The 25,770-nt window shown below is 35.4% G+C and carries 21 protein-coding genes; 8 read left to right on the forward strand and 13 right to left on the reverse strand.

Features of this window, described 5'->3' with window-relative positions; translation table 11 throughout:
• Positions 1–56: 56 nt before the first annotated feature.
• On the reverse strand, positions 57–815 hold the full coding sequence (gene yaaA, locus ACM55F_RS03565) for a peroxide stress protein YaaA (RefSeq protein WP_416852330.1): 759 nt from the start codon (positions 813–815) through the stop codon (positions 57–59).
• A 177-nt stretch (positions 816–992) separates the two neighbouring features.
• Here yaaA and ACM55F_RS03570 point away from each other — a divergent pair, with 177 nt between their 5' ends.
• The 4 genes from ACM55F_RS03570 (at position 993) to ACM55F_RS03585 (ending at position 4,081) form a co-directional block, all read left to right on the forward strand.
• Positions 993–1,517, forward strand: coding sequence for a GNAT family N-acetyltransferase (locus ACM55F_RS03570; RefSeq protein ID WP_416852331.1), 525 nt, complete (start codon positions 993–995; stop codon positions 1,515–1,517).
• Positions 1,517–2,794, forward strand: coding sequence for an MFS transporter (locus tag ACM55F_RS03575; RefSeq protein ID WP_416852332.1), 1,278 nt, complete (start codon positions 1,517–1,519; stop codon positions 2,792–2,794). Before ACM55F_RS03570 ends, ACM55F_RS03575 begins: the two co-directional genes overlap by 1 nt.
• Before the next feature lie 26 nt (positions 2,795–2,820).
• On the forward strand, positions 2,821–3,594 hold the full coding sequence (locus tag ACM55F_RS03580; RefSeq protein ID WP_416852333.1) for a TSUP family transporter: 774 nt from the start codon (positions 2,821–2,823) through the stop codon (positions 3,592–3,594).
• Positions 3,595–3,700: 106 nt separating this feature from the next.
• On the forward strand, positions 3,701–4,081 hold the full coding sequence (locus tag ACM55F_RS03585) for an iron chaperone (protein WP_416852334.1): 381 nt from the start codon (positions 3,701–3,703) through the stop codon (positions 4,079–4,081).
• 24 nt (positions 4,082–4,105) lie between these two features.
• On the opposite strand, the gene ACM55F_RS03590 is transcribed toward ACM55F_RS03585, so the two are convergent.
• The gene (locus tag ACM55F_RS03590) at positions 4,106–5,629 is read right to left on the reverse strand and encodes a SulP family inorganic anion transporter (protein ID WP_416852335.1); all 1,524 of its coding nucleotides are present in this window, start codon (positions 5,627–5,629) and stop codon (positions 4,106–4,108) included.
• Between the two features lie 349 nt (positions 5,630–5,978).
• Here ACM55F_RS03590 and ACM55F_RS03595 point away from each other — a divergent pair, with 349 nt between their 5' ends.
• The 4 genes from ACM55F_RS03595 to ACM55F_RS03610 all read left to right on the forward strand — a co-directional run bounded on the left by ACM55F_RS03595 (position 5,979) and on the right by ACM55F_RS03610 (position 9,946).
• Positions 5,979–7,397, forward strand: coding sequence for an adenosine deaminase (locus ACM55F_RS03595; RefSeq protein WP_416852336.1), 1,419 nt, complete (start codon positions 5,979–5,981; stop codon positions 7,395–7,397).
• A 259-nt stretch (positions 7,398–7,656) separates the two neighbouring features.
• Positions 7,657–8,448 (forward strand): transglutaminase domain-containing protein, encoded by a 792-nt coding sequence (locus ACM55F_RS03600; protein WP_416852337.1) that lies wholly within the window; start codon positions 7,657–7,659, stop codon positions 8,446–8,448.
• Positions 8,449–8,505: 57 nt separating this feature from the next.
• Positions 8,506–8,868, forward strand: coding sequence for a glyoxalase superfamily protein (locus ACM55F_RS03605; RefSeq protein ID WP_416852338.1), 363 nt, complete (start codon positions 8,506–8,508; stop codon positions 8,866–8,868).
• A gap of 16 nt (positions 8,869–8,884) precedes the next feature.
• On the forward strand, positions 8,885–9,946 hold the full coding sequence (locus tag ACM55F_RS03610; RefSeq protein WP_416852339.1) for an alkaline phosphatase D family protein: 1,062 nt from the start codon (positions 8,885–8,887) through the stop codon (positions 9,944–9,946).
• A 434-nt stretch (positions 9,947–10,380) separates the two neighbouring features.
• On the opposite strand, the gene ACM55F_RS03615 is transcribed toward ACM55F_RS03610, so the two are convergent.
• From ACM55F_RS03615 to ACM55F_RS03665, 11 genes are all read right to left on the reverse strand, one after another.
• Positions 10,381–10,968 (reverse strand): LutC/YkgG family protein, encoded by a 588-nt coding sequence (locus tag ACM55F_RS03615; RefSeq protein WP_416852340.1) that lies wholly within the window; start codon positions 10,966–10,968, stop codon positions 10,381–10,383.
• Entirely contained in the window at positions 10,961–12,355 is a 1,395-nt protein-coding gene (locus ACM55F_RS03620; RefSeq protein WP_416852341.1) for a lactate utilization protein B, read from the reverse strand. Before ACM55F_RS03620 ends, ACM55F_RS03615 begins: the two co-directional genes overlap by 8 nt.
• Entirely contained in the window at positions 12,352–13,089 is a 738-nt protein-coding gene (locus tag ACM55F_RS03625) for a (Fe-S)-binding protein (RefSeq protein WP_416852342.1), read from the reverse strand. The genes ACM55F_RS03620 and ACM55F_RS03625 overlap by 4 nt, the downstream gene beginning before the upstream one ends.
• An 88-nt stretch (positions 13,090–13,177) precedes the next feature.
• The gene (locus ACM55F_RS03630; RefSeq protein WP_416852343.1) at positions 13,178–14,539 is read right to left on the reverse strand and encodes an FGGY-family carbohydrate kinase; all 1,362 of its coding nucleotides are present in this window, start codon (positions 14,537–14,539) and stop codon (positions 13,178–13,180) included.
• Between the two features lie 13 nt (positions 14,540–14,552).
• The gene (locus ACM55F_RS03635) at positions 14,553–15,827 is read right to left on the reverse strand and encodes a sugar isomerase (protein WP_416852344.1); all 1,275 of its coding nucleotides are present in this window, start codon (positions 15,825–15,827) and stop codon (positions 14,553–14,555) included.
• Positions 15,828–15,837: 10 nt separating this feature from the next.
• Entirely contained in the window at positions 15,838–16,152 is a 315-nt protein-coding gene (gene rhaM / locus ACM55F_RS03640; protein ID WP_416852345.1) for an L-rhamnose mutarotase, read from the reverse strand.
• Positions 16,153–16,280: 128 nt separating this feature from the next.
• A complete protein-coding gene (locus ACM55F_RS03645; RefSeq protein ID WP_416852346.1) occupies positions 16,281–18,422 on the reverse strand; it encodes a bifunctional aldolase/short-chain dehydrogenase in 2,142 nt (713 codons plus the stop codon).
• 45 nt (positions 18,423–18,467) lie between these two features.
• A complete protein-coding gene (gene rhaT, locus ACM55F_RS03650) occupies positions 18,468–19,517 on the reverse strand; it encodes an L-rhamnose/proton symporter RhaT (RefSeq protein ID WP_416852347.1) in 1,050 nt (349 codons plus the stop codon).
• A 227-nt stretch (positions 19,518–19,744) separates the two neighbouring features.
• Complete coding sequence (locus ACM55F_RS03655) at positions 19,745–22,432, reverse strand: family 78 glycoside hydrolase catalytic domain (protein WP_416852348.1); 2,688 nt, start codon at positions 22,430–22,432, stop codon at positions 19,745–19,747.
• 43 nt (positions 22,433–22,475) lie between these two features.
• The gene (locus tag ACM55F_RS03660; RefSeq protein ID WP_416852349.1) at positions 22,476–24,116 is read right to left on the reverse strand and encodes an alpha-L-rhamnosidase-related protein; all 1,641 of its coding nucleotides are present in this window, start codon (positions 24,114–24,116) and stop codon (positions 22,476–22,478) included.
• A gap of 94 nt (positions 24,117–24,210) precedes the next feature.
• A complete protein-coding gene (locus ACM55F_RS03665; protein WP_416852350.1) occupies positions 24,211–25,692 on the reverse strand; it encodes a RagB/SusD family nutrient uptake outer membrane protein in 1,482 nt (493 codons plus the stop codon).
• Between the last annotated feature and the right edge of the window lie 78 nt (positions 25,693–25,770).

Below are 25,770 nucleotides of genomic sequence, written 5' to 3' on the forward strand. Positions count from 1 at the left end.
TAAGAGGTTTAAAACTTCTGCAATCAAAAATCGTTAATCAACAATCTGAAATCATTTTATCGAGTGAATACCAAATGATTTCCTTTTGATAAATTAGCGTCAAACTGATAACCTTCATAATTGAAACCTTTCAAATCATCAATTGTCTTTGCATCGGTATCAATAATATAGCGCACCATCATTCCCCTTGCCTTCTTAGCAAAAAAACTGATTATTTTTAACTTTCCATTTTTATAATCTTTGAATTCTGGCGTGATTACAGGAACTTTCAATGCTTTGACATCAATCACTGAAAAATATTCTGTACTGGCTAAATTGATGAACAATTCGCCTTTTTCAAGCTCTTTATTTAATGCTTTTGTAACCGTTGATTTCCAAAATTCATATAAATTTTTGCTTTCGCCAATAGGCAGTTTTGTTCCCATTTCTAATCGATACGCTTGTATCAAATCCAATGGTTTTAATAATCCATACAAACCAGATAATATTCTTAAACTTTCTTGTAAGGTTTCTAATTTTTCTATTGGAATCGAATACGCATCTAATCCGGTATATACATCTCCGTCAAAAGCAAAAACAGCTGGACGGGCATTTTCAATAGTGAACGGTGTTTTCCATCCCTGGTTGCGTTTCCAGTTCAAATCAGCGAGTTTATCCGAAATACTCATTAAATCAGATAAATCCGAAGGCTTTTTTTGTTTCAAAACTTTGTGAACTTGTCGCGATTCTTTTAGAAACCGGGGCTCTGTGTGAAGTTTAGTGGGCAACTCTTTTTCAAAGTTTAAGGATTTGGCTGGCGATATAACAATTTTCATACACTATACTCTTTCAAGTTCTATTTATTAATTGTTTCAAAAGTACAAATTGAAAACAAGAAAGTAGGAATCCATGGATTGATTTATTTAATAGTATAATAGAAAATGGAAATTGTTACCAAAATTATTTGTGTATTTTTGAGTTTTAAAATAAACCAAACACTCCTTTTAATAATTATGAGTTCAATTAAAATTAGAAAAGCTACACTAACCGACCTTGAAGCAATACAAAATATAAGCAAGCAAACTTTTATAGAAACTTTCGCAGCTGTAAATACACCTGAAAATATTGAAAATTATGTGAAGGAAAGTTTCAATTCAGAGCAATTGACTTCAGAAATAAACAATGCTGATTCACAGTTTTATCTCGCTACTTCAGGCAATGAAATCCTTGGTTATTTGAAAATAAACTTCGGTGATGCCCAAACCGAAACTATTACTAAAAATGCTTTAGAAGTACATCGAATTTATGTTTCACAAGCTTTTCACGGAAAAAATGTGGGGCAACTATTACTTGACGAAGTAAAAAAAATTGCACAACATACTGGCGTTGATTATATTTGGCTTGGTGTCTGGGAAGAAAATCACAGAGCACTTCGATTTTATACTAAAAATGGATTTGTCGAATTTGACAAACATGTTTTCACATTAGGAAATGAGGAACAAACCGACTTATTGATGCGACTTATAATTCAACACTAATGAGTAATACTTTATCCTCCGAAACAGATAAACCAGTCCGAATTCTGAACGCTGCCGTAATTGTAGCCGCGCTGGGTTATTTTGTAGACATTTATGATTTATTGCTTTTTGGCATCGTTCGCACCGATAGTCTAAAAGATTTAGGAATAACCGGTGATGCCATTCGGAATCAAGGGGAATATTTGATTAGTATGCAAATGTTCGGGATGCTTTTTGGAGGTATTCTTTGGGGAATTTTAGGTGATAAAAAAGGACGGATTTCTGTTTTATTTGGTTCCATCTTAATTTATTCTGTAGCTAATATTGCCAATGGAATGGTGACCACAGTTGATGGATACGCATTCTGGAGATTGATAGCAGGAATTGGTCTTGCTGGAGAATTAGGCGCCGGAATTACTTTGGTAACTGAATCTTTGCCCAAAGAAAAACGCGGCTACGGAACGATGATTGTAGCATCTGTAGGTGTTTCTGGTGCTGTGGTGGCTTATTTAGTCTATCAGATTTTTCAAGATTGGCGTTTGTGTTATTATGCCGGAGGCGTTTTAGGACTTCTTTTATTGTTTTTACGAATCAGCATTTCTGAATCAGGCATGTTCAAAAAAGTACAAGAAAGCGAAGAAAAGAAAGGCGATTTCCTTTCTTTATTTACCAATAAAAAACGCTTTTCAAAATACATACAATGCATTCTTATCGGAATTCCGTTGTGGTTTTTGGTAGGCGTATTAATAACTTTCTCCCCGGAATTTGCCAAAGCATTAGGTGTTCAGGGTTTTGAAACGATTGCTGCAGGAAAAGCCATCGCTTGGTGTTACGGCGGATTAGTTTTTGGAGATATTGCCAGCGGTTTATTAAGTCAGTGGCTAAAAAGTAGAAAAAAAGTGATGTACTTGTTTCTGATTTTCAATCTGATAATGGTTTTTATGTTCCTAAATGCATTTGGAATTTCAGCATCCACTTTCTATACACTTTGTTTTATCATGGGATTCTCTGTAGGGTATTGGGTATTGTTTGTCACTATTGCAGCGGAACAATTTGGAACCAATATTCGTGCAACCGTGACTACAACTGTCCCTAATTTTGTTCGGGGTTCGTTGCCACTGATTATTATCATTTATGGCTTTTTCAGAGACACTATTTTTGATGGAGACATCTTGAAATCTGCTATGATTATTGGAACACTATTATCGATAATTTCAATTTTGGCACTTTGGAAATTAAAAGAAACCTTCCATACCGATTTGAATTACTCCGAAAACGAAACGCAACCTTTCCTGTAGCTTTCTTATTTTAAATCTAAAATAAAATGGAGTACATCATCATTTGTCTCGCTGCATTAATAGGTTCCGGTTTGACATTATTTTCCGGATTTGGGCTTGGAACGCTGCTTGTTCCTGTATTTGGGCTATTTTTCCCTATTGAAATGGCTATTTTACTTACCGCAATAGTTCATTTTCTAAATAATCTTTTTAAATTATTTTTATTGGGTAAAAGCGCTAATCTAAATGTTGTTTTACGTTTTGGTATTCCTGCAATAATTTTTGCCTTTCTTGGCGCTTATCTACTTTCCTTATTGACAGATATGCAACCATTAACGGATTATCAAATAGGAAATCACACTTTTGAAATTATGCCAATAAAACTGATTATTGGAATTGTGCTGTTATTTTTCTCTCTATTTGAGGTGGTTCCAAGTTTTGTCAACTTACAATTTGACAAGAAATACCTTCCTGTAGGAGGAATTTTGAGTGGTTTTTTTGGTGGTCTTTCCGGGAATCAAGGTGCTTTGAGAGCTGCTTTTTTGATAAGAGCAAATTTATCTAAACAATCATTCATTGCAACCGGCGTAGTAATCGCTTGTTTAGTAGACATTTCCAGACTAACAGTTTATTCCAAACAAATACTGAATAATCAAAGCCAATTTGATTACACTTTACTGACTCTAGCAACACTTTCAGCATTTATTGGAGCTTATTTTGGTAATAAATTATTAAAAAAAGTTACCATAACAACCATTCAGAATATAGTGACTTTTATGCTTATCCTATTTGCTGTTCTATTGATAATTGGAATTATCTAAACTTAAAAATCGATTTTTTTAAATTCAAATTAGACTATAATGGCTTTTACTTATCGATTCGAAAACTAATTTAAGAATGAAAAAATAAATCAAAATCAAAATCGCTATGACTAATTTCACTGACAATAGTAAAGGTAATGATGTTGACAACTATTTAGTTAAGCTACCAAAACAACAAAGAGTTGCTTTAGAAAAACTGCGAAAAATCATTAAAAAAGTAGCACCAGAAGCTGAAGAGTTTATTAGTTATAAAATGCCTTCCTACAAATTTCATGGCATGTTATGTAGCTTTGCTGCATTTAAAAATCATTGTAGTTTTTATCCTTGGAATGCAACTACTGTTGAGCAATTTAAAGATGAATTAAAAGATTTCAGTTTAGCCAGTGGAACCATCCGTTTTACTCCCGAAAAACCAATTCCTGAAGCACTTTTAAAGAAAATTATTCAAGCGAGAATGGAGGACAACTTAAACAAGTCTAAAAAATAACGGAATAAAAACAAATCCTAAAAACTAATCGACTACAATTTTATAAGTAGGATCTTCCAGAATATTTACTTCAATTACGGTATCGGCATTTTTCAATAACGTTCTACAATCAGCACTTAAATGTCGTAAATGGACCTTTTTATTGAGCTTTGCGTACCGCTCCGTGATTTTATTGACGGCATCAATCGCACTCATATCAGTGATTTTACTTTCTTTAAAATCAATAATGACTTCGTTTGGATCATTCGAAACATCAAATTTCTCTGAAAAAGCAGTTGTTGATCCAAAAAATAAAGGACCGTATATTTCATAATGCTTCACTCCTTTTTCATCAATATATTTCTTGGCTCGAATTCTTTTAGCGCTTTCCCAAGCAAAGACCAAAGCAGAAATAATTACTCCAATTAAAACGGCTAAAGCCAAATTATGCAATACAATAGTTATCAATGCAACCAATACTCCAACAAAAATATCGTGTTTCGGCATTTTATTGATGATTCTAAAACTAGCCCATTCAAAGGTTCCAATTGCCACCATAATCATAACGCCAACCAAAGCCGCCATAGGTAGTTGTTCAATTATTGGTGCACCAAATAAAATAATTCCAAGTATGGTTAACGCAGCAATAATTCCCGACAATCGCGCTCTGGAACCAGCCGAAAGATTCACTAAAGTTTGAGCAATCATAGGACAACCGCCCATCCCGAAGAAAAAACCATTCAAAATATTCGCGCTTCCTTGTGCGATGCATTCCCTGTTTCCATTTCCTTTTGTTTCCGTAATTTCATCCACTAAATTCAACGTCAATAAACCTTCTGTCAATCCAACCGAAGCCATGATTAAAGCATACGGAAATATAATTTGCAACGTTTCGAAATTTATGGGAATATTAGGGATATGAAATGGCGGAAAACCACCACTTACTGAAGCGATATCGCGTACTGTTTTGGTTTCGATGCCAAAGAAAAAAACCAATGCAAACACCACAATAATGGCAACTAATGACGCTGGAACTGCTTTAGTCACTTTTGGAAAAATCAATACAATTCCAATTGTCAACGCAACTAAACCCAGCATAACCAACATGGGACTGCCAGAAAGCCAGACGCTTTGACCGTTGACAATGGTTTTGAATTGTTCCAATTGTGACATGAAAATAACAACTGCTAATCCATTCACAAATCCAAACATTACGGGTTGTGGCACTAAACGAATAAATTTTCCGAGTTTAAAAACGCCTACTAAAATTTGTAAAATCCCCGCTAAAGCAACTGCTGCAAAAACATATTCTACCCCATTTGATTTCATTAAAGCGATTAAAACAATCACGGTTGCTCCTGCTCCCCCCGAAACCATTCCGGGTCTGCCACCTAATATTGCAGTAACCAAACCCATTATAAAAGCAGCATATAAACCTACTAATGGCGGGAATCCAGCTAATATCGCAAAAGAAAGTGATTCCGGAATCATGGTCATCGCCACGGTTAAACCCGCTAAAATTTCCGTCTTATAATTTACAGCTTGCTTAAAATCAAAATAGTTCTTCATGGTTTGTTTAAATAGGTACACCAAATGTTAGTGTCAGGATTTATAAAATTAAAACCTCGAAAGAGTCAATAGCTGCAATACAAAATTGTATAAATAAATCGGTGAAAAAGACTAAATCAAAGTATAGAAATTTAGAAAAAAGCAAAATACTTTTTTATCAGAATGGCAAAAGTAAAACTTTTTATTCGACGCATAAAATAGAAAACGGAATTGCTTAAATTTGAAAAAAATATCTCTTTGGTTGAAATTTATTAAACTGTATTAGTTTGCAGCTAAATTCATTTTCCTGAATCCATTAAAATTTATTTTTGACGATTTAGCGCAGGTCGCAATACAAACAATTTACAATATGAAATTACTTTATTCTTTACTCTTTACTCTTTTCTTGAATATTGGTTATTCACAATCCACCAATGACTACTTTGAAAAGATTAGAAATAATGAAGCCGCCTTAACAGCTTTCTTTTCACACATGCCAAAAGGTGGCGATTTACACCACCACTATTCCGGTTCTATTTACGCTGAGCCATTACTGGAACGTGCTATTGCTGATGATTTTTATCTCAATACCGAAACGATGGATGTTTTAAAAGAAAAACCATCAACTGGGAACTGGGAACAATTTTCGACATTAAAAAGTAACGGAACATTAGCCGTTTACAAGCAAAAAATCATGCAAAAATGGTCTGTAAAAGACTATAATCATGTGGATTACCCATCAGATAAGTTATTCTTTGAATCCTTTATGAAGTTTGAACCGGCCATCAAAGGGAATTTTGGACAAGGATTATTGGAACTAAAAAACAGAGCTATTTCAGAAAATGTCGGTTATATCGAAACGCAATTATCTACGATTCCAACTGCAATGAATACGGATGATTTGACGAAATTCAATTCCAGATTGAGAAAATTAGCTTTGGCAAAAGATGAAAAAGCCATCCAAAAATCGTTGGATTCCATTTACAATTCATTACTAAAAAAAGATGCTGAATCCTACGCCACAGCGTTCAATACCAATTTTGTAGCTAAGCTTCACAAGGACCTTAAAATTGATGATAAACAATTTACGATGCGGTATCAAAATTTTGTCTTGCGTTTCATGGAACCGGTAGATTTATTTAAAAATCTGATAATTGCATTCATTTCGGCAGATAGCAGTCCACTGATGGCTGGAGTTAACATTGTTTCTCCCGAAGATGGTGAAACCTCGATGAAAGATTATTGGTTGCACATGGTCATGTTCAAATATTGTCATTCCCGTTATCCAAATGTGAAATACACGATGCATGCCGGTGAGCTGACGCTGGGTTTAGTACAACCGGAAGAACTTACTTGGCACATTGGCGCAGCCGTTTATACTGCAGGAGCCAATCGTATCGGTCACGGAGTAGCTATGGCATACGAGAAAGATTCGTATAATTTATTGCGCTACATGGCTAAAAAGACAATTCCTATCGAAATTAACTTAGTGAGTAACGAATTCATTTTGAAAGTGAAAGAAAGCCGTCATCCGTTGACTTTGTATAAAGATTTTGGCGTTCCCATAGTAATCAGCACCGATGATGCAGGGATTTTACGTACCAATATGACCGAACAATATGTTTTGTTAGCCAAAAGATACAAAGACGTTTCCTACTCAGATATCAAGCAATTTGTGTACAACAGCATCAATTATAGTTTTATAAAAGAGGCTTCCGTAAAAAAGCAATTGCTTAAAGATTTAGACACCAGATTTAAGACTTTCGAAGCTAATTTTCCGATGAAATAAATTAGAATCGAACATAAAAAGACTTATTTTAGAAATTATTAATACACTTTAAATTTTATTTTCAAACAAATTCAATAAAGTCCCACTTGGGGCTTTTTATTTGCCGTTTAACGGTTATCCAAAAAAAATATTTATTAAATAGTTAATTTTAGTATATTTGATTTACCTACTTAACTACTATCATTTACAATTACAAAAAATCATTTAAAAGCAGCATTTTTTTATTTTAATTGTCCCTAACATGATTAATTATTAAACAATGAGTAGATCTTTAATCTGGTATTTAAGAAGGCATCCATTACTATACGAGGTACGATTTAGATTATTATCTAAAAATGCAACTATTAATCGTGTAGAAGATTTTTGCTACAACAACATAAATAAAACGTCCGATATTCCTGAAATATTTTTTGAATTAAATCCTTTAATTTTCGAAAAAATAAAAACCGAATTAAGTGATATTGACAAAGCGAAACAGATCGCCATTTGGCTTAGAAATAACATAAAAGGAGGACCGGGATTAGGGAAATCTTCAGAAATGGCTTTAAGAAAAATGATGAATGGTGAAGGAGGCGTTTGCAGTGATTTTTCTCAAGTTTTCAATAATTTTTGTGTGATTAATAATTTAAGAGTAAAAGAATGGGGACTGAAAGTAATCTCGAATGACCCCAGTCTCAAAGGTGGACATGCATTTAACGAAGTGTATTCCAAAGAATTACAAAAATGGTTTATCATTGATGTTTCCAAGTCGCTACTTTTCTATCCTATAAATCCAACGATTCCTTTATCCATTTTTGATTTAGTCAACCTAAAAAATGAAAATCAAAAAGTAAACTTTTCGTGTTTTAATGAAAATGCTATAACGGACAATAAAAGGATAACGGACATTTATATAACTTCTAATTCTTCTCCTTTTTTAATCACTAATTATTGCAACAAAACATATGACTTTTATTTAGACAAACTAAACTTTCTTCCCGAGCCTATGGTTCATGGATTACTATTTCTTCTTGGGAAGAGCTATGCTTTTGAGTTTCCAAAATATAAATAGATTTCCAAATCATTAATTTGACTACATTTGGAAATACGAATTTATTTATAAGAAATCATGGCCGTTGCAAGACCAATTTTTAGAATTTTTGATTATGATAAAGCCAAAGCATTTTATATTGATTGGCTAGGTTTTAAAATCGATTGGGAAAACAAACCGAACAACTCCCCTATTTATATACAAATATCACTTAATGGCATTGTTATTCACTTAACAGAACATCATGGCGATTGTAGTCCTGGAGCTCGAATTCATATTGAGGGCTCCAATAATCTTGCAGCTTATCACGAAAAAATCCTGGCTAAAAACTACAAATTCAACAGACCCAGTTTAGACAAAGCTCCTTGGAGTTCCAATGTGATTTGTATGGAAGCAATTGATCCTTTTGGGAATAGATTGACTTTTACGGAGGAATTATAAACAAAAAAAATAAAAAATGATTCAAAATAATTTTCTTAAAATTCCATTCTTTTTATTGGTTGTATTACTACTTTCATGGAATGCTTATACGCAAAAAAATATTTCAAAAATAGCCTTTGGATCTTGTTCGAACCAAAGTAACAGGTTACCCATTTTTGATGTTGTTGTAAAACACAAACCCGATTTATTCGTGTTCCTTGGCGACAACATTTACGGAGACACTGACAATATGAATACGCTGCAAGCCAAATACGATCGATTAGCAGCTAAGCCTACTTTTCAAAATTTAAAAAGTAACGTACCCATTATTGCTACTTGGGACGATCACGATTACGGTCAAAATGATGCGGGCAGGCATTATCCTAAAAAAGCAGTATCGAAAGAACTATTCTTGAAATTTTTTAATGAACCTGAAAATTCCGAAAGACGAAAACACGAAGGTGTATACACATCATATATGTATAAAAACAAAGAGAAAAAAGTACAGATTATCTTATTGGACAACCGTACTTTCAGAGATAATTACAAGAAATACAACGGTGAAGTTGCTAATGACAAAAGGTATTTCTACAGCTTGGACTATGCGCCACTACAAGAGCCCGACTCTACGTATTTAGGAGCGGCGCAGTGGAAATGGCTGGAAGAAGAATTAAAGAAACCCGCTGATATCCGATTGATTGGTTCAGGGTCGCAGTTTGGAATTGAGTACAATGGTTACGAAGGCTGGGCTAATTTTCCGCTGGAGCAAAAAAGGTTCTTAAATCTCATCAAAAAAACGAAAGCAAATGGCGTTTTATTTTTAACGGGAGACGTTCATTATGCCGAAATCTCTAAACTTACCGAACCCAGTCTATATCCAATTTACGACTTTACATCCAGCGGACTTTCCTCAACCTGGCATTTTGCGACACCCAACAAAAACAGAATTGAAGGCCCAATTATGGAAAACCATTTTGGCTTATTAACCATAGACTGGAAAAATAAAATCCCAAAAATAAAAATGGAAATTTGGGATAGCAATGACAATCAACGTTTGGAATACACTATAGGACTGGATGAAATTAGTTTTAAGAAATAACAGATTGTTTTTATACGAATAACTTTACTCTTTATAAGACATCCAAATTGATTAATAAAAAACACGAATTGATGAAATCATATAAATATTTTCCTGATACCGTAAATTCTTTTTATCTCTTTCTTTACGAGGAATGTCGTGTCACTATCTTAAAATAGGAATGACCCGGCAGATTGTTTGGCCTATTAGATAGAGAAATTACGAACAATCCTCTGATAGAGTTAAAAATTCGAGATAATTCGCCTGATGAATATTGAAAATCTTTTTAATTTTCGATAATAAATTCTCCTAAGGTTTTGTTACTTTCTTCCATTATGAATTTTCAGTAAAAGGGTACTATTTTTATTTTGGACAGAATTCGTATTGTAAATCCATTAAAAATTTATTCTAATTCCTTCTGATTAGATTGATTGCATCATTGAAAAAACAAAAACTCAATCCATAAGAAACACCGTCAATCCTCTTGCTCCATGAGCACCTAAAACTAATGACTGCTCAATATCTGCGGTTTTTGAAGGTCCCGCTATAAAAGTCCCAAAGCCATACTCTTGATTTCCAATACGGTCATAAGCTTGATGCATCGTTGCCACAATGTCTTTTTTATGTACTACAATGGCCAAATATTGAGGAATAAATGTAGATACGCGTTGTCCCAACAAATCATCTGTTACCCATAATGCAGAATTTTCAGCAACACCAAAATGAGCTTTAATCAAAGTCAATTCTACATTTTCCAAAGTATGTGGATCATCGTTAAACCAATCAGTCGCTGCAATTTCAGCAAGTTCCGGAATCGTCGTAATCATTCTTTTTTCGGTAGCATAGTTTTTTTTGACAAACGAAATTATAGCTTCATAAGTAGAAACTTCCACAAAGTCTCCACCAATACCTTGCAATACCGCTTTATATTTATCGAGTATCTCAAAAGATTCCAATCCTAAAGTACCTAAATCAGGTAATTCACTGGTTGCTGCCGGTTGATTTTGTTTTATTTTTTCTAAAATAGTGGTTCTGCTACTCATTTTTTTTGTCTTTAGATTCTTTTCCGTTTTTCTTGTACCATTCTCTAAATGATGCTGACGGTGGCGCAGGCATTTCTCTTTGTTTGTACCAAGGATTAAGACTATTATTGACTAAAATGGGTATGTTTTTCATCACAAATCGTCCTGCTTTTCCGGCTAAATCAAAAACCATAGGATTTGCCAGAACGGTTGCCATTCCTTTCATTGCGACAGTTTTTCCCAATGGAGAATGTCCTTCTTTTACTAAAACCTGACGCCATTTATACAATTGGTCGTGAATATCAATTTTTACGGGACAAACATTAGTGCAAGAACCACAAAGTGTACTGGCAAAAGGCAAATCGGCATTTTTGCTCATATCCAAATTGGGCGCTAATATAGAACCAATAGGTCCCGCCACCGCATTATGATAACTGTGTCCTCCACTTCGTCTGTAAACCGGACAGGTATTCATACAAGCCCCACAACGAATACATTTCAATGAATTTCTAAAGTCTTCTCTGCCTAATTGGGTAGTTCTGCCATTATCGACAATAACAATATGCATTTCTTTCCCGTCTCTGGGTGTTTTAAAATGACTGGAAAAAGTGGTAATCGGTTGTCCCGTTGCACTTCTTGCCAATAATCGAAGGAAAACACTCAAATGTTTACGCTGTGGAATTATTTTTTCAAAACCCATACAGGCAATATGTACATCAGCAAGATGTACGCCCATATCAGCATTCCCTTCATTAGTACAAACTACAATTTCGCCCGTTTCGGCAATGGCAAAATTCACTCCCGTCAATGCCACTTTTCTCGTAAGGAAAGTATCTCTAAGGTGCAATCGTGCTGCTTCAGTTAAATATTGTGGGTCATTGTTTCCTTTTTCTGTTCCAAGGTGTTCGTGGAACGTTTCACTTACATCTTCTTTTTTAAGGTGAATAGCAGGTAAAACAATATGACTTGGCGGTTCTTTTCTAAGTTGAACAATACGTTCTCCTAAATCTGAATCGATTACATCAATTCCTTTTTCGGATAAATATTCATTCAAATGACATTCTTCGGTAAGCATGGATTTAGATTTAACCATCTGCTTCACGCCATGTTTTTCCATTATGGAATGGACTATTTTATTGTGCTCATCGGCATCCGCAGCCCAATGAACAATAATTCCGTTTTTCTGTGCATTCGATTCAAATTCAAGTAAATAATCATGAATATTCGAAAGCACATTGTTTTTTATTTGTGAAGCCGTTTCTCTCAGTAATTCCCACTCCGGAATCTGAAAAGCCGCTTTATCTCGTTTTTCACGAACAAACCAAAGCGTTTCGTCATGCCAATCTACTCGTTTAACATCTTTATTAAAAATCGCTGCGGCTTCGCTATGTTCTAAATTACTTTTCATATAGTAGCGTTTAATATTTCCGCAATGTGAATAATTTTTATCGCGCTTTTTTGTCTTTTTAAAATGCCTTCTAAGTGCATTAAACAAGACATATCGCCGCCAGTAATGTATTCTACGTGATGGTCTTCATGGTCTTTTATACGGTCTTGTCCCATTTTTACAGAAATAGCTTCTTCGGTTACACAAAAAGTACCACCAAATCCACAACATTCATCTTTTCTGCTTAGTGAAACCATATTTATTCCTTTTATTTTACTTAATAATTGTTCCGGTTTAGAGAAAAATGGCGCATTCAACTCACTCATTTGCGAAAGCTTCAGCCCACGTTGTCCGTGGCAACTTTGATGCATCCCTACTTTGTGAGGAAAATTTCCGGGAATCATGTCAATTTTCAAAATATCGGTGATAAACTCGGTTAACTCAAAAACTCGCTTTCTCATCTGAGAGGCTAATGCTTCATTGTTTTCATCATGCAAATGTTCTTTGACATGCAATACACAACTCCCAGAAGGACAAACAATATAATCAAACTCGGCAAAATTGGCAATAAAATTAGTATCACAACCTTTTGTCAAATGGGCGTATCCGCTGTTAGCCATCGGTTGTCCACAACAGGTTTGCTGCATTGGAAAACGAACATCACAACCTAATTTTTGTAATAATTCATAGGTTGCAATAGCCACTTTTGGGTAAAATTGGTCCACATAACACGGTATAAAAAGTCCAATTTTCATATGCAGTTATTTATTTTTTTTATTGGTCATATGTAATTCGCAAGCATCATTGAGGTTTATATCAAATCGATGCTGTACTCATTTCATATTAATGTTTGTAAAATTTTAAATCAATCAAATCATTTTGAATCGGTTTTGGATTCCAGTTTTTATGAATCGCCAAGGCTGCACCTAAAGCGCTGGCCTGTGCCATAGAAGCAGCATATACTTCCATTTCTGGGAAAGCTTCCGCCAGCAAATTCATAAAAACAGCATTTTTACTAAAACCGCCATCCACAAATAATTTCTTAACGGGACTGTTATGAATCACTAATTGGGTGGAAAGAATTTGCTGTGCAATTATATCTAACATCAATTGATGATACGCAATTTCGTAATTTTTAAAATCACTAAGATGTCTCCTTTCAAAAGGAGATTCACGAAGGATTTTATATTTATCCTCACTGGAAGAATACCTTTTAAGGTTAATCTCTCTCAATTTAGAAATGATATCTTTATTAAAAACTACCTCTTTATAAGTATCCAATGGTACTCCAAAATGACTCGCTAACTTTTTGGTTTGAACTTCATGTTCATTACCGGCAAACAAACGAGCTGCCTTGACAGGTTTTTCTTTGTATTGCAAATAACACAAACAGTCATACTGCATTTCATCAAAAGTCAATGGTGTATCATTGAACGGGTTCATGGAAATGCTCCAAGTACCGGTTGACAACAAAACGAAAGGCTCCGTAAAATTGATCATGTAAGGAATAATCGCGGAAGAACTATCGTGTAATCCTACTCCAACCGATATATCTCCTACTATATTTATAATATCTCCTGCATCATGAATACTAGGAATTTTATCTGCTATATTTTCTTTTTTTATCCATTTGTGATACTTCATCTTCTTAAAATTCCAAAGATTGGTATGACAACCAATACTGGTAATATCTGCAAAATATTCCCCAGTTAAAAGAGAACTTAAATATTGTGGCAAATGCAAACAATACTTCACTTTCGCAAATAAGTCCGGATTTTCCTCTTTCAAGCGGTAAATTTGCATCCCGGAATTTAAACTACCTAAAACAGGAGAAGCCGTTTTTAAAGCAAAAGCTTCTTCTCCTTTGTATTTTTCATAAAACTTCTTTTTTAGCGCTTCGGGATATGGTTTTAGATAATTATACAATGGTGTTAAAGCGTTTCCTTCTTTATCCACATAAACAAAACTCGCTCCGTAAGTACTAAAATTGATCGCTTTTAAAACATATTCTTTTAATGCCTGCATTTCAGACAACCGAAAAACAATCCAGTTTCTGAGCTCTGCTATATCTTCGCAAGGAAAACCATCTTCATCCACTGTTTCAGCAAGAATCACCGACCTTTCCCAAACAATTTGATAGTTTTCATTAAACAGAAAGACTTTTTTGTTTGTTTTGCCAATATCAAAAATCGCTACTACATTCATTTTTGATTGGTTTTTACAAGCCCGTTGCTACTGTTTTAAATCCTCTCTCCTTGATAAGACCGTTTCTTACTGCAAGATCACGGTATAATCCAACCGGATTCAATGCAGCTCCTGAACGCAAACGTGCTTCGGCAACTAAGGCGCGAACATCCGTGCGGAAAGCATTTTGTAAAATCTCTTGTGCCGTAACAACATCATTTTCATTTTGAGCAATTTCTAATGCTTTTCTGTCAACTGAAAGTGCTTGTGCATAAGCAACCATAATCGCTTCTACCGATTGCAATAAATCTTCCATCGGATCTTTTACGTTATGCGAAGCATCAATCATCCAACCTAAATCTTTAGCATGATTCATTCCTCTGGCATCCATTCCCTCTACCAATTCATTGAAAATCAAAAATAATTGGTATGGTTTTAATGCACCAGCCGTTAAATCATCATCCCCATATTTCGAATCATTGAAGTGGAAACCACCTAATTTTTCTTCCATTAATAATAAAGCTACAATTTGCTCAATATTAGCATTTGGAAGATGATGGCCTAAATCAACTAAAGTGAAGGCTTTGTCCCCTAATTTTTTTACATAAGAATACGATTGTCCCCAATCGGCTACTGTGGTAGAATAAAAGTTAGGTTCCGCACATTTGTATTCTAAATACATTTTCCAGTTTGATGGCAATGCAGCGTAAATCTCTTCTAAACTTTCTAGTGTATTTTGATACGCTCTACGGAAATTCAATTGTCCCGGAAAACAAGAACCGTCAGCAAGCCAAACCGTTAATGATTCAGAACCCAAAGCAATACCTTGCTGAATTACTTCTATATTATGAGCAATAGCTTGTTTACGAACCGCTTTATTTACGTTTTGTAAAGAACCAAATTTATAAGAATGCGCCTGATCAGCCTGATCTTGAAAGGTATTGGAATTTACCGCATCAAATTTTAAGTTGTGTTGCGCAGCTAAGATTTTGATGGCTTGATAGTCCGTTGGTATATCCCATGGAATATGTAGTGAAATGGCTCCAGAAGAATTGTTTAAAGCATGCAGCAAGCCCACATCTTCAATTTTTTCTTCCAAAGAACGTGGTTCTCCTCCACCGGGGAAACGACCAAAACGAGTTCCTCCTGTTCCTAAAGCCCAAGATGGGATTGCAATTTGGAAATCAATTAATTTTTGAATAATCGTTTCAGTATCAGCAATCTCTGATGCTGTGAAAACCAATTTATTTTTATGAGACTTTAATAAGTCATCATTATGGGAAGCTATTTTGTGTGATTCAATTAACATGATATTTTTTTTAAGGTAAATAAAAAACTTCTTTTAAAGGAGTGCTTAAAGGGGAATAATCAGGATTTGTCTCCATTATATCACTCATGTATTTCCACCATTTTTGGATGACGGGATGCTTTGATAATTCGTATAACAAAGCTGGGGTTTCAATTTTTAAAACTGCAAACAAAGCATTTGTGCTTGGGTCTAAGAAAATAGAATAATCGGCAACTCCAGTATTTTTTAATAAGGCTACAAGTTCTGGCCAAATTTCATCATGTCGGCGTTGGTATTCCTGTACCTGCCCCTGATGAAGCTGCATTTTGAAAGCTACTTTTTCCATAGTATGTTGCTACTTACAAATTTAGGTAAATCTAACATCCGCAGTTTACGGACGTTAGAAAAACCGATCTAAAAACCAATTAAAAATCAACATGTTAACCAGACATGTTAAAACAAACATCTAAAAACCTATCTATAAAAGCCCATTGCTACTCCACCGTCTACATTCAAGGCATTTCCTGTTGATTTATTCAACAAACCACCTACAAATGCAAAACAAGCATTAGCAATATCATCCGGCAATATAATTTCATTCAACAACGTACGTTTCGCATAGTAAGCAGGCAATTCCGCTACTGTAACACCATACGCTTTGGCACGACCTTCAGCCCAACCACCTGACCAAATATTGGAATCAGAGATTACTGCATCAGGATTTACTGTATTTACGCGGATTTTATCACCACCTAATTCGGCAGCCATTAAACGGGTTAAGTGAGCCTGAGCGGCTTTTGCTGAACCATAACCAGGGTTATTTGGTCCTGCAACTACTGCATTTTTAGATACAATATTCACTAAATCACCACCAAATCCTTGTTTACGCATGACTTCTATTCCAGCTTTAGAAACAATAAATTGTCCTTTAACCAAGATATCATATAGTTTATCCCAGTCTTCTAAACTGTGTTCTGCAATCGATTTTGAGATACTGATTCCGGCATTATTTACTACAATATCTACCCCTCCAAATGCCAAACAAGCAGCATCTAAAGCTTTTTCAGTACTTTTTTCATCGGTTACGTTTAGTAAAGCACTTGAAACGGCATCTTTACCAAAAATTTTGATAAAATCAGCAGTAGCTCCATCCAAACGTTCCACATTGATGTCGTTGATAACCACACAAGCACCTTCTTCTGCAAAACGCTTCGCAATAGCTTTTCCAATTCCCCCTGCAGAACCGGTAATCAAAGCGATTCTTCCAGACAAGGCTTTTGGTTTTGGCATACGTTGCAGTTTCGCTTCTTCCAATAACCAATATTCGATATCGAAAGCTTCTTGACGCGGCAATGAAGTATATTCTGAAACTGCTTCCGCTCCTTTCATCACGTTTACTGCATTGATATAATATTCTGATGCTAAACGCGCCATTGTTTTATCTTTTGCGAAAGTAAACATACCAACTCCTGGATATAAAATCACAACAGGATTTGGGTCACGCATCGCTGGTGAATTCGATTTCTTACACGTATTGTAATAGTCCGCATACATCGCACGATACGCTTCAAAAGCAGGAGTTAATTTTGCTTTGATCGCTTCTACATCCGATAAATCTTCGTTTGGATCTAATTCCAAAACCAAAGGACTGATTTTTGTACGCAAGAAATGGTCTGGACAAGAAGTTCCAAGAGGAGCTAATTTCTCCAAATCATTCGAATTGATGAATTCCAACACTCTGGAATCATCTGTATAATGACCAATCATTTTACGTTCTGATGAACAGAAACCACGTAATATCGGTGCAACTTTAGCCGCTTTCAACTGACGTGCTTCAACAGCAAGACTTTCTATTTTTTGACTTCCAAAAACTGGACGTTTTTTCCCGTAGTTGCTTTCTAAATAGGCAGCACATTTTTCAGTTACTTCAAGTGTGTTGACATAACTTTCATATGAAGTGTCTCCCCAAGTAAACAAACCATGAGAACCCAACATTACTCCTTTTAATTTTTTTCCTTTTGCTTCAGCTTCTTGAAGACAAGCACGCATTTGCAATCCCAAGTCGAAACCTGGACGTTGCCATCCCACCCAACCGATTTCTCCGTTGAATAATTCTTCAGTAATTTTTGCTCCGTCTTTTGCTGCTGCAATAGCAATAGCCGCATCCGGATGCAAGTGGTCAATGTGTTTGAAAGGCAAGAAACCGTGTAATGGCGTATCTATAGAAGGCGCTTTTGACGCTAAGTCAAAAATACAGTGATTGAATAATTCCACCATTTCGTCTTCAAATTCGATGCCTCTGTATACGTTCTCCAAATTGCGAAGTCTTTCTAAATAAAGTGCCGCACAACCTGATTTTGTTAATGTTCCAATGTCTCCACCAGAACCTTTGATCCACATTACTTCAGAATCAGCTCCTGTTAATGGGTCTTTATCAGTGATTTTTACGGAAGTGTTTCCACCACCATAGTTCGTTAGTCTCAAATCGGCTCCTAATAAATTAGAACGATATATGAAAAGTGCTACTTCATCTCCTGCTAATTCCTTAGCTTTTGCTTCATCCCAAAGGTAGCTTACGTGCTGAAAAGTCATGTTATTTGTATTTATATTTGACATAGTGTTATATTAAAAGTGATTAAAAAGTATCTAATTTTTTGATTATTAAAGCGAATTTCCAATTCCAACCAATACAATTGAAGCTAGGATCAGACCAATACCCCAGAGGAATGTTCTGAAAGTTTTTTTGGACACACCATACCATTCTTTGAGATAAAATCCCCAAAAGTTAGCCGTTAGAATAATAGTTGCCATGTGTAAAATCCAAGAACTGGCTCCGTTACCCAACTTGCTTTCACCCATTCCATAAAAGAAGAATTGTAAAAACCACATCGTACCTGCTATGGCTGAGAACAAAGTGTTTTTAGCTATTGGAGTTTTAGTATTTGTATAATCTCCAAAAGTTTTATTTTTAAAATTAAGGTACATGCACCAAATAAAGTTAGTTGTCAATCCACCCCAAAGCAAAACTACATAAGTTACATTATTTTGGAATAAAGGATTAAAACCTTGTCTTACTGCTTCGTCTGCCATTGGCTTTCCTCCTTCTATTCCGAAATTGAAGAACGAACTAAGGATTCCAGAAATGACGGCTATGATGAGTCCTTTGACTAAGCTAAACTCTTGATCACTGTTTTGTTTACTATCTGAGAAATCCGCTTCTTTAAGTATTCCTGCTTTTCCAGAAATAGCAATACCTATAAGACAAACCAAAACACCTAACAAAACGAGTTGGCCTCCAGTGTTAGAAAGCATATCGGTAAAAGAAGTTTTCCCTGCAACAGGATAAAAATTATAATAAATAGAAGGCACTAATGCACCAAAAGCAGATGAGAAACCCAATACAATGGAATTCCCTAATGACATTCCTAAATAACGAACACCAAGACCATACGTAAGACCTCCTATTCCCCAAATCAATCCCATAGAATAGGTAAATGCTTTTACAGTTGGTGCAGCAGCACTAATAATTTCAGCAAAACCAGGAATGGTTAAATAAGCTGCTATTGGCGGAACTATTAGCCAAGAGAAAAATCCACCTACAATCCAGTAGCTTTCCCAAGCCCAACCTTTTACTTTTTTGAAGGACATATAAAAACTTCCTGAAGAGAAACCTCCTATCGAGTGAAAAAGAATTCCGAGTAATGCTTCCATTTAATATTATAATTTATGGTTAATGATTCTGGTGTTGTAAAATAAGGGAATATCTAAAACAAAACAGTCCTATACAGTCCTTATAAAAACACCTTTTTTTACTATTTTTTAATGATATATTTACTTTAAAAACGATTTAAATAACAGCTATTATATTGCCTTATAGTTTTTTACAAGAAAACACATTCGTTATTAAAACAGATTTACTTTAGATTAAAAAAAGACCGTTACAATTCCATTTCAAAGTGATACTTTCCTGAACCAACAGTTTTAGTTTTGGCATTTAGAACCGCTTTATTTTCTTTTATGGTTTCTATTTTATTTGTTGGAAATTCGATAGTAGCATTAGTGTTTGCAGGAACCTCCACGTCAAGAATAAATTTGTTGTTTTCTATTCTCCAAGAAGAAGAAACTAAACCATAATTCGTTTCTAAACTTCCTTTAGCATAAGTCAAATTTCCACCTATTTCAGGTTTAATGATGATCGATTTATACCCTGCACCTTCGGCTTCTTTAGTATCAATACCTGCGATGGTTCTGTACATCCAATCGCCCACAGCGCCATACGCGTAATGATTAAAGGAGGTCATGCTTGGATCTTGAAAAGTACCGTCTGGTTTCATAGAATCCCAACGTTCCCAAATTGTAGTCGCTCCATGCGCTTTTATTGGATACAACCAAGAAGGATACGTATCTTGAAGCAACAATTTGTAGGCCACATCATTTCGTCCAAAACGAGTCAAAACTGGATTTAAAAAAGGTGTTCCTAAAAATCCTGTAGTCAAATGGTATTCATAACCTTCGATATTTTTCACCAAACGCTCTACTGCTTGCGCTCTTAAGTTTTCAGGCAACATATCAAATTGCAAGGCTAAAATATAGGCCGTTTGTGTTTCTGAAATTAACTTGCCTGATGCCGTCATATATTCGGTTTGAAATGCTTTTTTGACGCGTTCCAAAAGGGATTGGTATTCCTGTACTTCATCAGTTTTACCTAATAAAGTAGCTGCTTTTATCATGATTTCAGTATTGTAAGCATAAAAACATTGGGCTACCAAATAGTTATCTGTAATGGCTGATTTCATTCCAATCATTCCTTTTGAATCATCTACTCTATAACTCAACCAATCTGCAAACTGAAAACCGGTATTCCACAAATCATTTTTGGCTGCTCCACGCACATAATTCAAATAGGCTTTCATACTTGGATATTGTCTTTCAACAACTTCTTTGTCACCAAAACTCACATACATATTGTACGGAATTATAATGCTGGCATCAGACCATCCGGCAGCTCCAACGGGCATATCAAAAAAAGATCCTTTCAAAGCATTTGGAATAACAAATGGCACTGCTCCATTTTCTTTTTGGTCAGCCGCAACATCAATTAGCCATTTGGCAAAAAACTGATCTACATTAAAATTATAGGCTGCTGTTCTTGAAAACACTTCTGCATCACCGGTCCAGCCTAAACGTTCGTCCCGTTGTGGACAATCCGTAGGCACATCTAAGAAATTCCCTCTTTGGCTCCATCGAATATTGGATTGTAATTTGTTTATGTATGCATTTGAAGTTTCAAAAGCACCTGTTTTTTTAATGTCAGAATACAAGGCAATAGCCGTAAAATCATCTGGATTTATTTTTCCGGTAATCCCTTCCACTTTTACATAACGGAAACCAAAAGTGGTAAAATGAGGTTCGAAAGTTTCAATTCCATTGCCACTAAGCGTATAAATAGCTTGTGCTTTGGCAGAACGTAAGTTTTCAAAATAAGGAGTTCCTTTTTTGTCTAACATTTCTACATGAGAAAGTTTGATGATATCTCCAGCTTTTCCTTGAACACTTACTTTTACCCAACCTGCTAAATTTTGACCAAAGTCCAAAATTGTTTCCCCTTTTGGAGAAGTCAAAACAGCTATTGGTTTTAAATTTTCGTGTTTGCGAATCGGTTCATTGATAGCAGCCGTAATATAATTTGTTGGAAAATCTTTGCTGACAACAGTGCTCCATTTGCTATCATCAAAACTAGCAACACTATAGTTTTTTTGTTCTAAACGCGCATCTTGAACTTCGCCGTTATAAATTTCAGAATAAGTAATGTGGCTATTGCTCGCTTTCCAAGAAGTATCAGAAACTACTGTTTCAGTTGTTCCGTCAGCATATTTGATGACCATTTGAAACAGCAATCCTGTTTCTTTTCCATAAATATTTTGTTTGTTTTCCCAACCCAACCGTGAGCGATACCAACCACTTCCTAACAATACTCCAATCGCATTTTTTCCTTCTGAAAGTAAATTAGAAACATCATACGTCTGGTATTGCAAGTGCTTATCATAACTGGTCCAACCTGGAGATAAGTAGGAATCTCCCATTCTTTTTCCGTTGATTTGAACCTCATACAACCCTCTTGAAGTTACATACACTTTAGCGGAGGCAATTTTTTTATTGGCTAAAAATGATTTTCTGAACATGGGTACAACACCATTCACGGTATCACTTTTTAAACCAGATCCAATCCAAGTTGCTTTCCATTCATTCGAATGAAGCAAAGCGGTTCCAAACGAAGCAGTTGCCCATTTAGAAGTCTTGCCTTGGTTATCCCAAACGCGTACTTGCCAAATGTATTTGGCATTAGACACTAATGGTGAACCCGCATATTTAGTAAAGATGGAGGCTTCCGAAGCTACTTTTCCGGATGCCCAAACGGTATTTTTTCCTTCTTTAACTTGAATTTCGTAAGCAGCTTGCTTTACATTTCTTTTACTGGAAACTAATTTCCAACTAAAACGCGGTGTTTTAACTCCAATCCCAATCGGATTGGATAAATTTTCAACCGTAAGGTTGCGAAGTTCTGTTTGTCCAAAAGCGATCATAGTGAAGCAGGTGAACAGTAAAAGCAAAATGTGTTTTTTCATTTTTTTTAAAATATAATAGATTAATTACAACAATGTTTTTCTTCTATTTTTGAAATATTTCAGGATATTTTCTGATAAAATAAACCGGGGTACAACTCCAGGCATGGCAATAACTGTTGACCAAAAAAGCATTGTATGGGGAAAGGAAATCATTCTTTGGGTCATATACTTCCCAGAACGTGTCAGCTCCCTTATTGACCATATCACCCCAATAATTCGTAATGATATCTTTAGCCTCTTTTTTCATCCCCACTTGTATCATCGCTTCAATTACATAGTGATATAAATAAGGCGTTCCCGGATACACCACATTTTGAGTCGTTGACAATGCTTTTAATGCTTTCGCTCCTTCTGCTTTTGAGGCAACACCACTCAAAACCATCCAAGCTTGTGAGCAATAGGAAATTTGCTTGTCTTTTCCGCTAACAAATAATCCGCTTTTGGCATCGTATAAATTTTTGTGCGCCGCTTTTGTCATTTTTTCGATAAGAGCAGGCAATTCAGCTACTTCATTTTCTTTTCCTAGCATTTTAGCCAGTTCGTACGTATTTTTGTAGGCCCAAATTACAACTCCTTGTAATCCTGCTTGTTTATCCAACCCATCTCTCCAGTCAAAAAACAACCACCAGTCTTTATCGGCACCTTCATAATCCAACATCCCATCTGCTCCAATGTATTTTTTAGGAATTTCGATTTGTTTTTTAGCCACCTGCCAAAGGTCTAATGCAGTTTGTTTATCTCCCGTAGCTACAAAATATTCTTTCAGTGCCACATTGTAAATAAGGGCATAATCAAAAAGAGGATTGATTTGCGGATGCGGTGTTGGGCGTTCAAAAACATTGGAAGGCGCAACACCATCTTCATAACTTAATCCTGCCAACATATACAAACAATGTTTCGTAAGATTATGATTTTTGAAAGAGTAAATATTGGCTAATGACTCCAAGTATAAATCACCTATCCAAAGACGTCTGTCTCTTTTCGGACCATCTTCGTAAACGGTTTGCATACATTCTTTGAGCGTATTCAACCCAACTTGGTCAATTTTTCTTATCATTTTCGGAGTTGTTGCTGCCAAAGGTGCCGCTGGTTCTTTTACCGATGTAGTCGCATTTACGGAAATATCCGAAACTTTAAAATCAGAATATACCGAACTTCCTAATACTTCAATTTTCACATAACGAAACGCTACTCTGCGTGGAATTGTGATAGTAGTAGGAACTTCAGATACAGTAACGATTTCGTCTTGCAACCAGGCACGGCTCAGTTGACCATTGTACGGATCAAAAGGCAGAGCCGCTTCAGCAGGAACTTCTGCAAAAGTGAATTTTAATCGTAAAGCAGCATCAGCAGCTCTCTCCATATCTTCAACTTTGAACGTAACAAATCCAGTAAGGTGTTCTCCAAAATCCAACACTACACCAGATTGTTTTTTCATCGAACGAGTGTACAAACTGTCCATTGGTTGTTTTGGAACTACTTTCCAACCTTGATAGGCTTTTTCATCTTTTACAACCGAAACAATACCAATAGGTCGTTTTATGGTTTCAATCAATTTAGGTTTTGTTGCTTCGGCAATATCAAGCCATCCTGCTCTTTGTTTTTGATAAACATCTTGTGCAATAAGAGTTCCACTTAGCAATAGACAACTTACCATTACAATAGAGAAATATATTTTTTTCATTTTAAAAATTAATTAAGAATTGAAAGTTACCTAAAAAAACCAGGTAAGACAATATGCCATACCTGGTTAATACTAATTAAAACAAACAAACAATTTAAAAATTAGGTGATAACAATGACTCACTTGCTGGCAAAGGAAACAACAAATCAATTTTTGCAAATGCTGCCGGTGATGGGTTTATTCCTGCTGGATAATAATACGTTTGTGGATTTGCTTTCATTCTTGCACCATAAGCTGCCATTACACTTTCGGCATTTCCTGTACGTACTAAATCTAACCAACGCTTGTTTTCAAACGCTAATTCCACACGTCTTTCTGCTAAAATTGCAGTACGTAAATTAGCTTGACCAACTGCTGTTGAATTAGCTAAACCTGCACGATTACGGGTGTCATTTAAATAATGAGATACACTTTTCCCTTGTTCATTTAATGCTTCAGCATACAATAAAAGTACTTCTGCATAACGGTAAACAGGCCAGTTAGTACCTGTGATTCCAGCTGTAGCATGTGGTTGTAACAATTTTTTGATGTAAGGATATGTTATACCATCGCTTAAAGTTGTTGTTGCAATAGATATACTTTTTCTTAAATCACCTGGCTCATAAGCTGCTACTATTTCTGGAGTAGGAATATTAAAGGCTTCAATATTAAGCGCCTGTGCATTAGAAGCACCTGTAATTGAAGCAACTTGTGCCGCTGGCATTGGCATTGGTAACATCTCATAGATAAAACTACCGGCATACCCTTCAGTTCCTTCTTTGTATTGTACTTCAAAAACTGATTCTGAATTATTTTTGTTGTTTACTGAAAATGCAGATGCATAATCTCCTAAAAGAGCGTACTCACCTGAGTCAATTACTTCTTTTAGAACAGTTTCTGCATTAGCCCAGTCTTTCTGAACCGCGTACACATTTCCTAATAATGTTTTAGCAGCTCCAGAAGTTGCTCTACCTGGTTCCTGTACAGATTTTTTTGGCAATAATGTAGCCGCTTGAGTTGCATCTGTAATAATTTGAGCATAAACAGCAGCCACTTCTGAAAGTGGTAATGCAGCTTCTTCTCTCGTTGTAACCGGAGTTAAATGCAAAGGTACTTTACCATAATATTGAACCAAATCAAAATAAGCTAAGGCGCGTAAAAAAAGTGCTTGTCCTTTGATGTTATTTTTAGATGCTTCTGCAAAATCTACATCATCTATTGGTGCTAACACTTGATTAGCTCTTGCAATAATTTGAAAATCAGTAACATATTTAGCTGTAGAAGCAGTATTATTAGGCAGGTTAGAAAAATCTGAAATATTTTCAGGATCTGGCGCGCCTCGGTAACCTATACTATATATGTAACGGGTATTATCGGAACGCATTTCACCCATAACCCAAGCTCCTTGACCTGCTGCTCCATTATACAAAGTTCTTAAAGGAGCATAGGCACCATTGATAGCCTGTTGAAAATCAGCTTCTGTTTTGTAAAAAGTAGCAGTACTTAGAGACGTTTCAGAAGGCAATTCTAAGAAATCGGAATTGCAAGAACTTAGAAACAAGCTCAATGATAATGCAGTAATTAGTATCTTTTTCATGATATTTTAATTTTTTAATTATTTAAACCTAGGCTTTAAGTTATTATGCAGTTTACACTTGAAATAAATCTTGTAAAA

This window comes from Flavobacterium melibiosi (genome assembly GCF_048158545.1).
GTDB lineage: Bacteria > Bacteroidota > Bacteroidia > Flavobacteriales > Flavobacteriaceae > Flavobacterium > Flavobacterium melibiosi.

Excerpts from the sequence above, each read along its gene's own strand:
- ACM55F_RS03645 (WP_416852346.1), bottom strand. The coding sequence starts at position 18,422 with ATGTCAAATATAAATACAAATAACATGACTTTTCAGCACGTAAGCTAC.
- ACM55F_RS03595 (WP_416852336.1), top strand. The coding sequence starts at position 5,979 with ATGAAATTACTTTATTCTTTACTCTTTACTCTTTTCTTGAATATTGGT.
- ACM55F_RS03665 (WP_416852350.1), bottom strand. The coding sequence starts at position 25,692 with ATGAAAAAGATACTAATTACTGCATTATCATTGAGCTTGTTTCTAAGT.
- yaaA (WP_416852330.1), bottom strand. The coding sequence starts at position 815 with ATGAAAATTGTTATATCGCCAGCCAAATCCTTAAACTTTGAAAAAGAG.
- ACM55F_RS03585 (WP_416852334.1), top strand. The coding sequence starts at position 3,701 with ATGACTAATTTCACTGACAATAGTAAAGGTAATGATGTTGACAACTAT.
- ACM55F_RS03620 (WP_416852341.1), bottom strand. The coding sequence starts at position 12,355 with ATGAAAAGTAATTTAGAACATAGCGAAGCCGCAGCGATTTTTAATAAA.
- ACM55F_RS03615 (WP_416852340.1), bottom strand. The coding sequence starts at position 10,968 with ATGAGTAGCAGAACCACTATTTTAGAAAAAATAAAACAAAATCAACCG.
- ACM55F_RS03580 (WP_416852333.1), top strand. The coding sequence starts at position 2,821 with ATGGAGTACATCATCATTTGTCTCGCTGCATTAATAGGTTCCGGTTTG.
- ACM55F_RS03630 (WP_416852343.1), bottom strand. The coding sequence starts at position 14,539 with ATGAATGTAGTAGCGATTTTTGATATTGGCAAAACAAACAAAAAAGTC.
- rhaT (WP_416852347.1), bottom strand. The coding sequence starts at position 19,517 with ATGGAAGCATTACTCGGAATTCTTTTTCACTCGATAGGAGGTTTCTCT.
- rhaM (WP_416852345.1), bottom strand. The coding sequence starts at position 16,152 with ATGGAAAAAGTAGCTTTCAAAATGCAGCTTCATCAGGGGCAGGTACAG.
- ACM55F_RS03660 (WP_416852349.1), bottom strand. The coding sequence starts at position 24,116 with ATGAAAAAAATATATTTCTCTATTGTAATGGTAAGTTGTCTATTGCTA.
- ACM55F_RS03635 (WP_416852344.1), bottom strand. The coding sequence starts at position 15,827 with ATGTTAATTGAATCACACAAAATAGCTTCCCATAATGATGACTTATTA.
- ACM55F_RS03570 (WP_416852331.1), top strand. The coding sequence starts at position 993 with ATGAGTTCAATTAAAATTAGAAAAGCTACACTAACCGACCTTGAAGCA.
- ACM55F_RS03600 (WP_416852337.1), top strand. The coding sequence starts at position 7,657 with ATGAGTAGATCTTTAATCTGGTATTTAAGAAGGCATCCATTACTATAC.
- ACM55F_RS03610 (WP_416852339.1), top strand. The coding sequence starts at position 8,885 with ATGATTCAAAATAATTTTCTTAAAATTCCATTCTTTTTATTGGTTGTA.
- ACM55F_RS03605 (WP_416852338.1), top strand. The coding sequence starts at position 8,506 with ATGGCCGTTGCAAGACCAATTTTTAGAATTTTTGATTATGATAAAGCC.
- ACM55F_RS03590 (WP_416852335.1), bottom strand. The coding sequence starts at position 5,629 with ATGAAGAACTATTTTGATTTTAAGCAAGCTGTAAATTATAAGACGGAA.
- ACM55F_RS03575 (WP_416852332.1), top strand. The coding sequence starts at position 1,517 with ATGAGTAATACTTTATCCTCCGAAACAGATAAACCAGTCCGAATTCTG.
- ACM55F_RS03655 (WP_416852348.1), bottom strand. The coding sequence starts at position 22,432 with ATGAAAAAACACATTTTGCTTTTACTGTTCACCTGCTTCACTATGATC.
- ACM55F_RS03625 (WP_416852342.1), bottom strand. The coding sequence starts at position 13,089 with ATGAAAATTGGACTTTTTATACCGTGTTATGTGGACCAATTTTACCCA.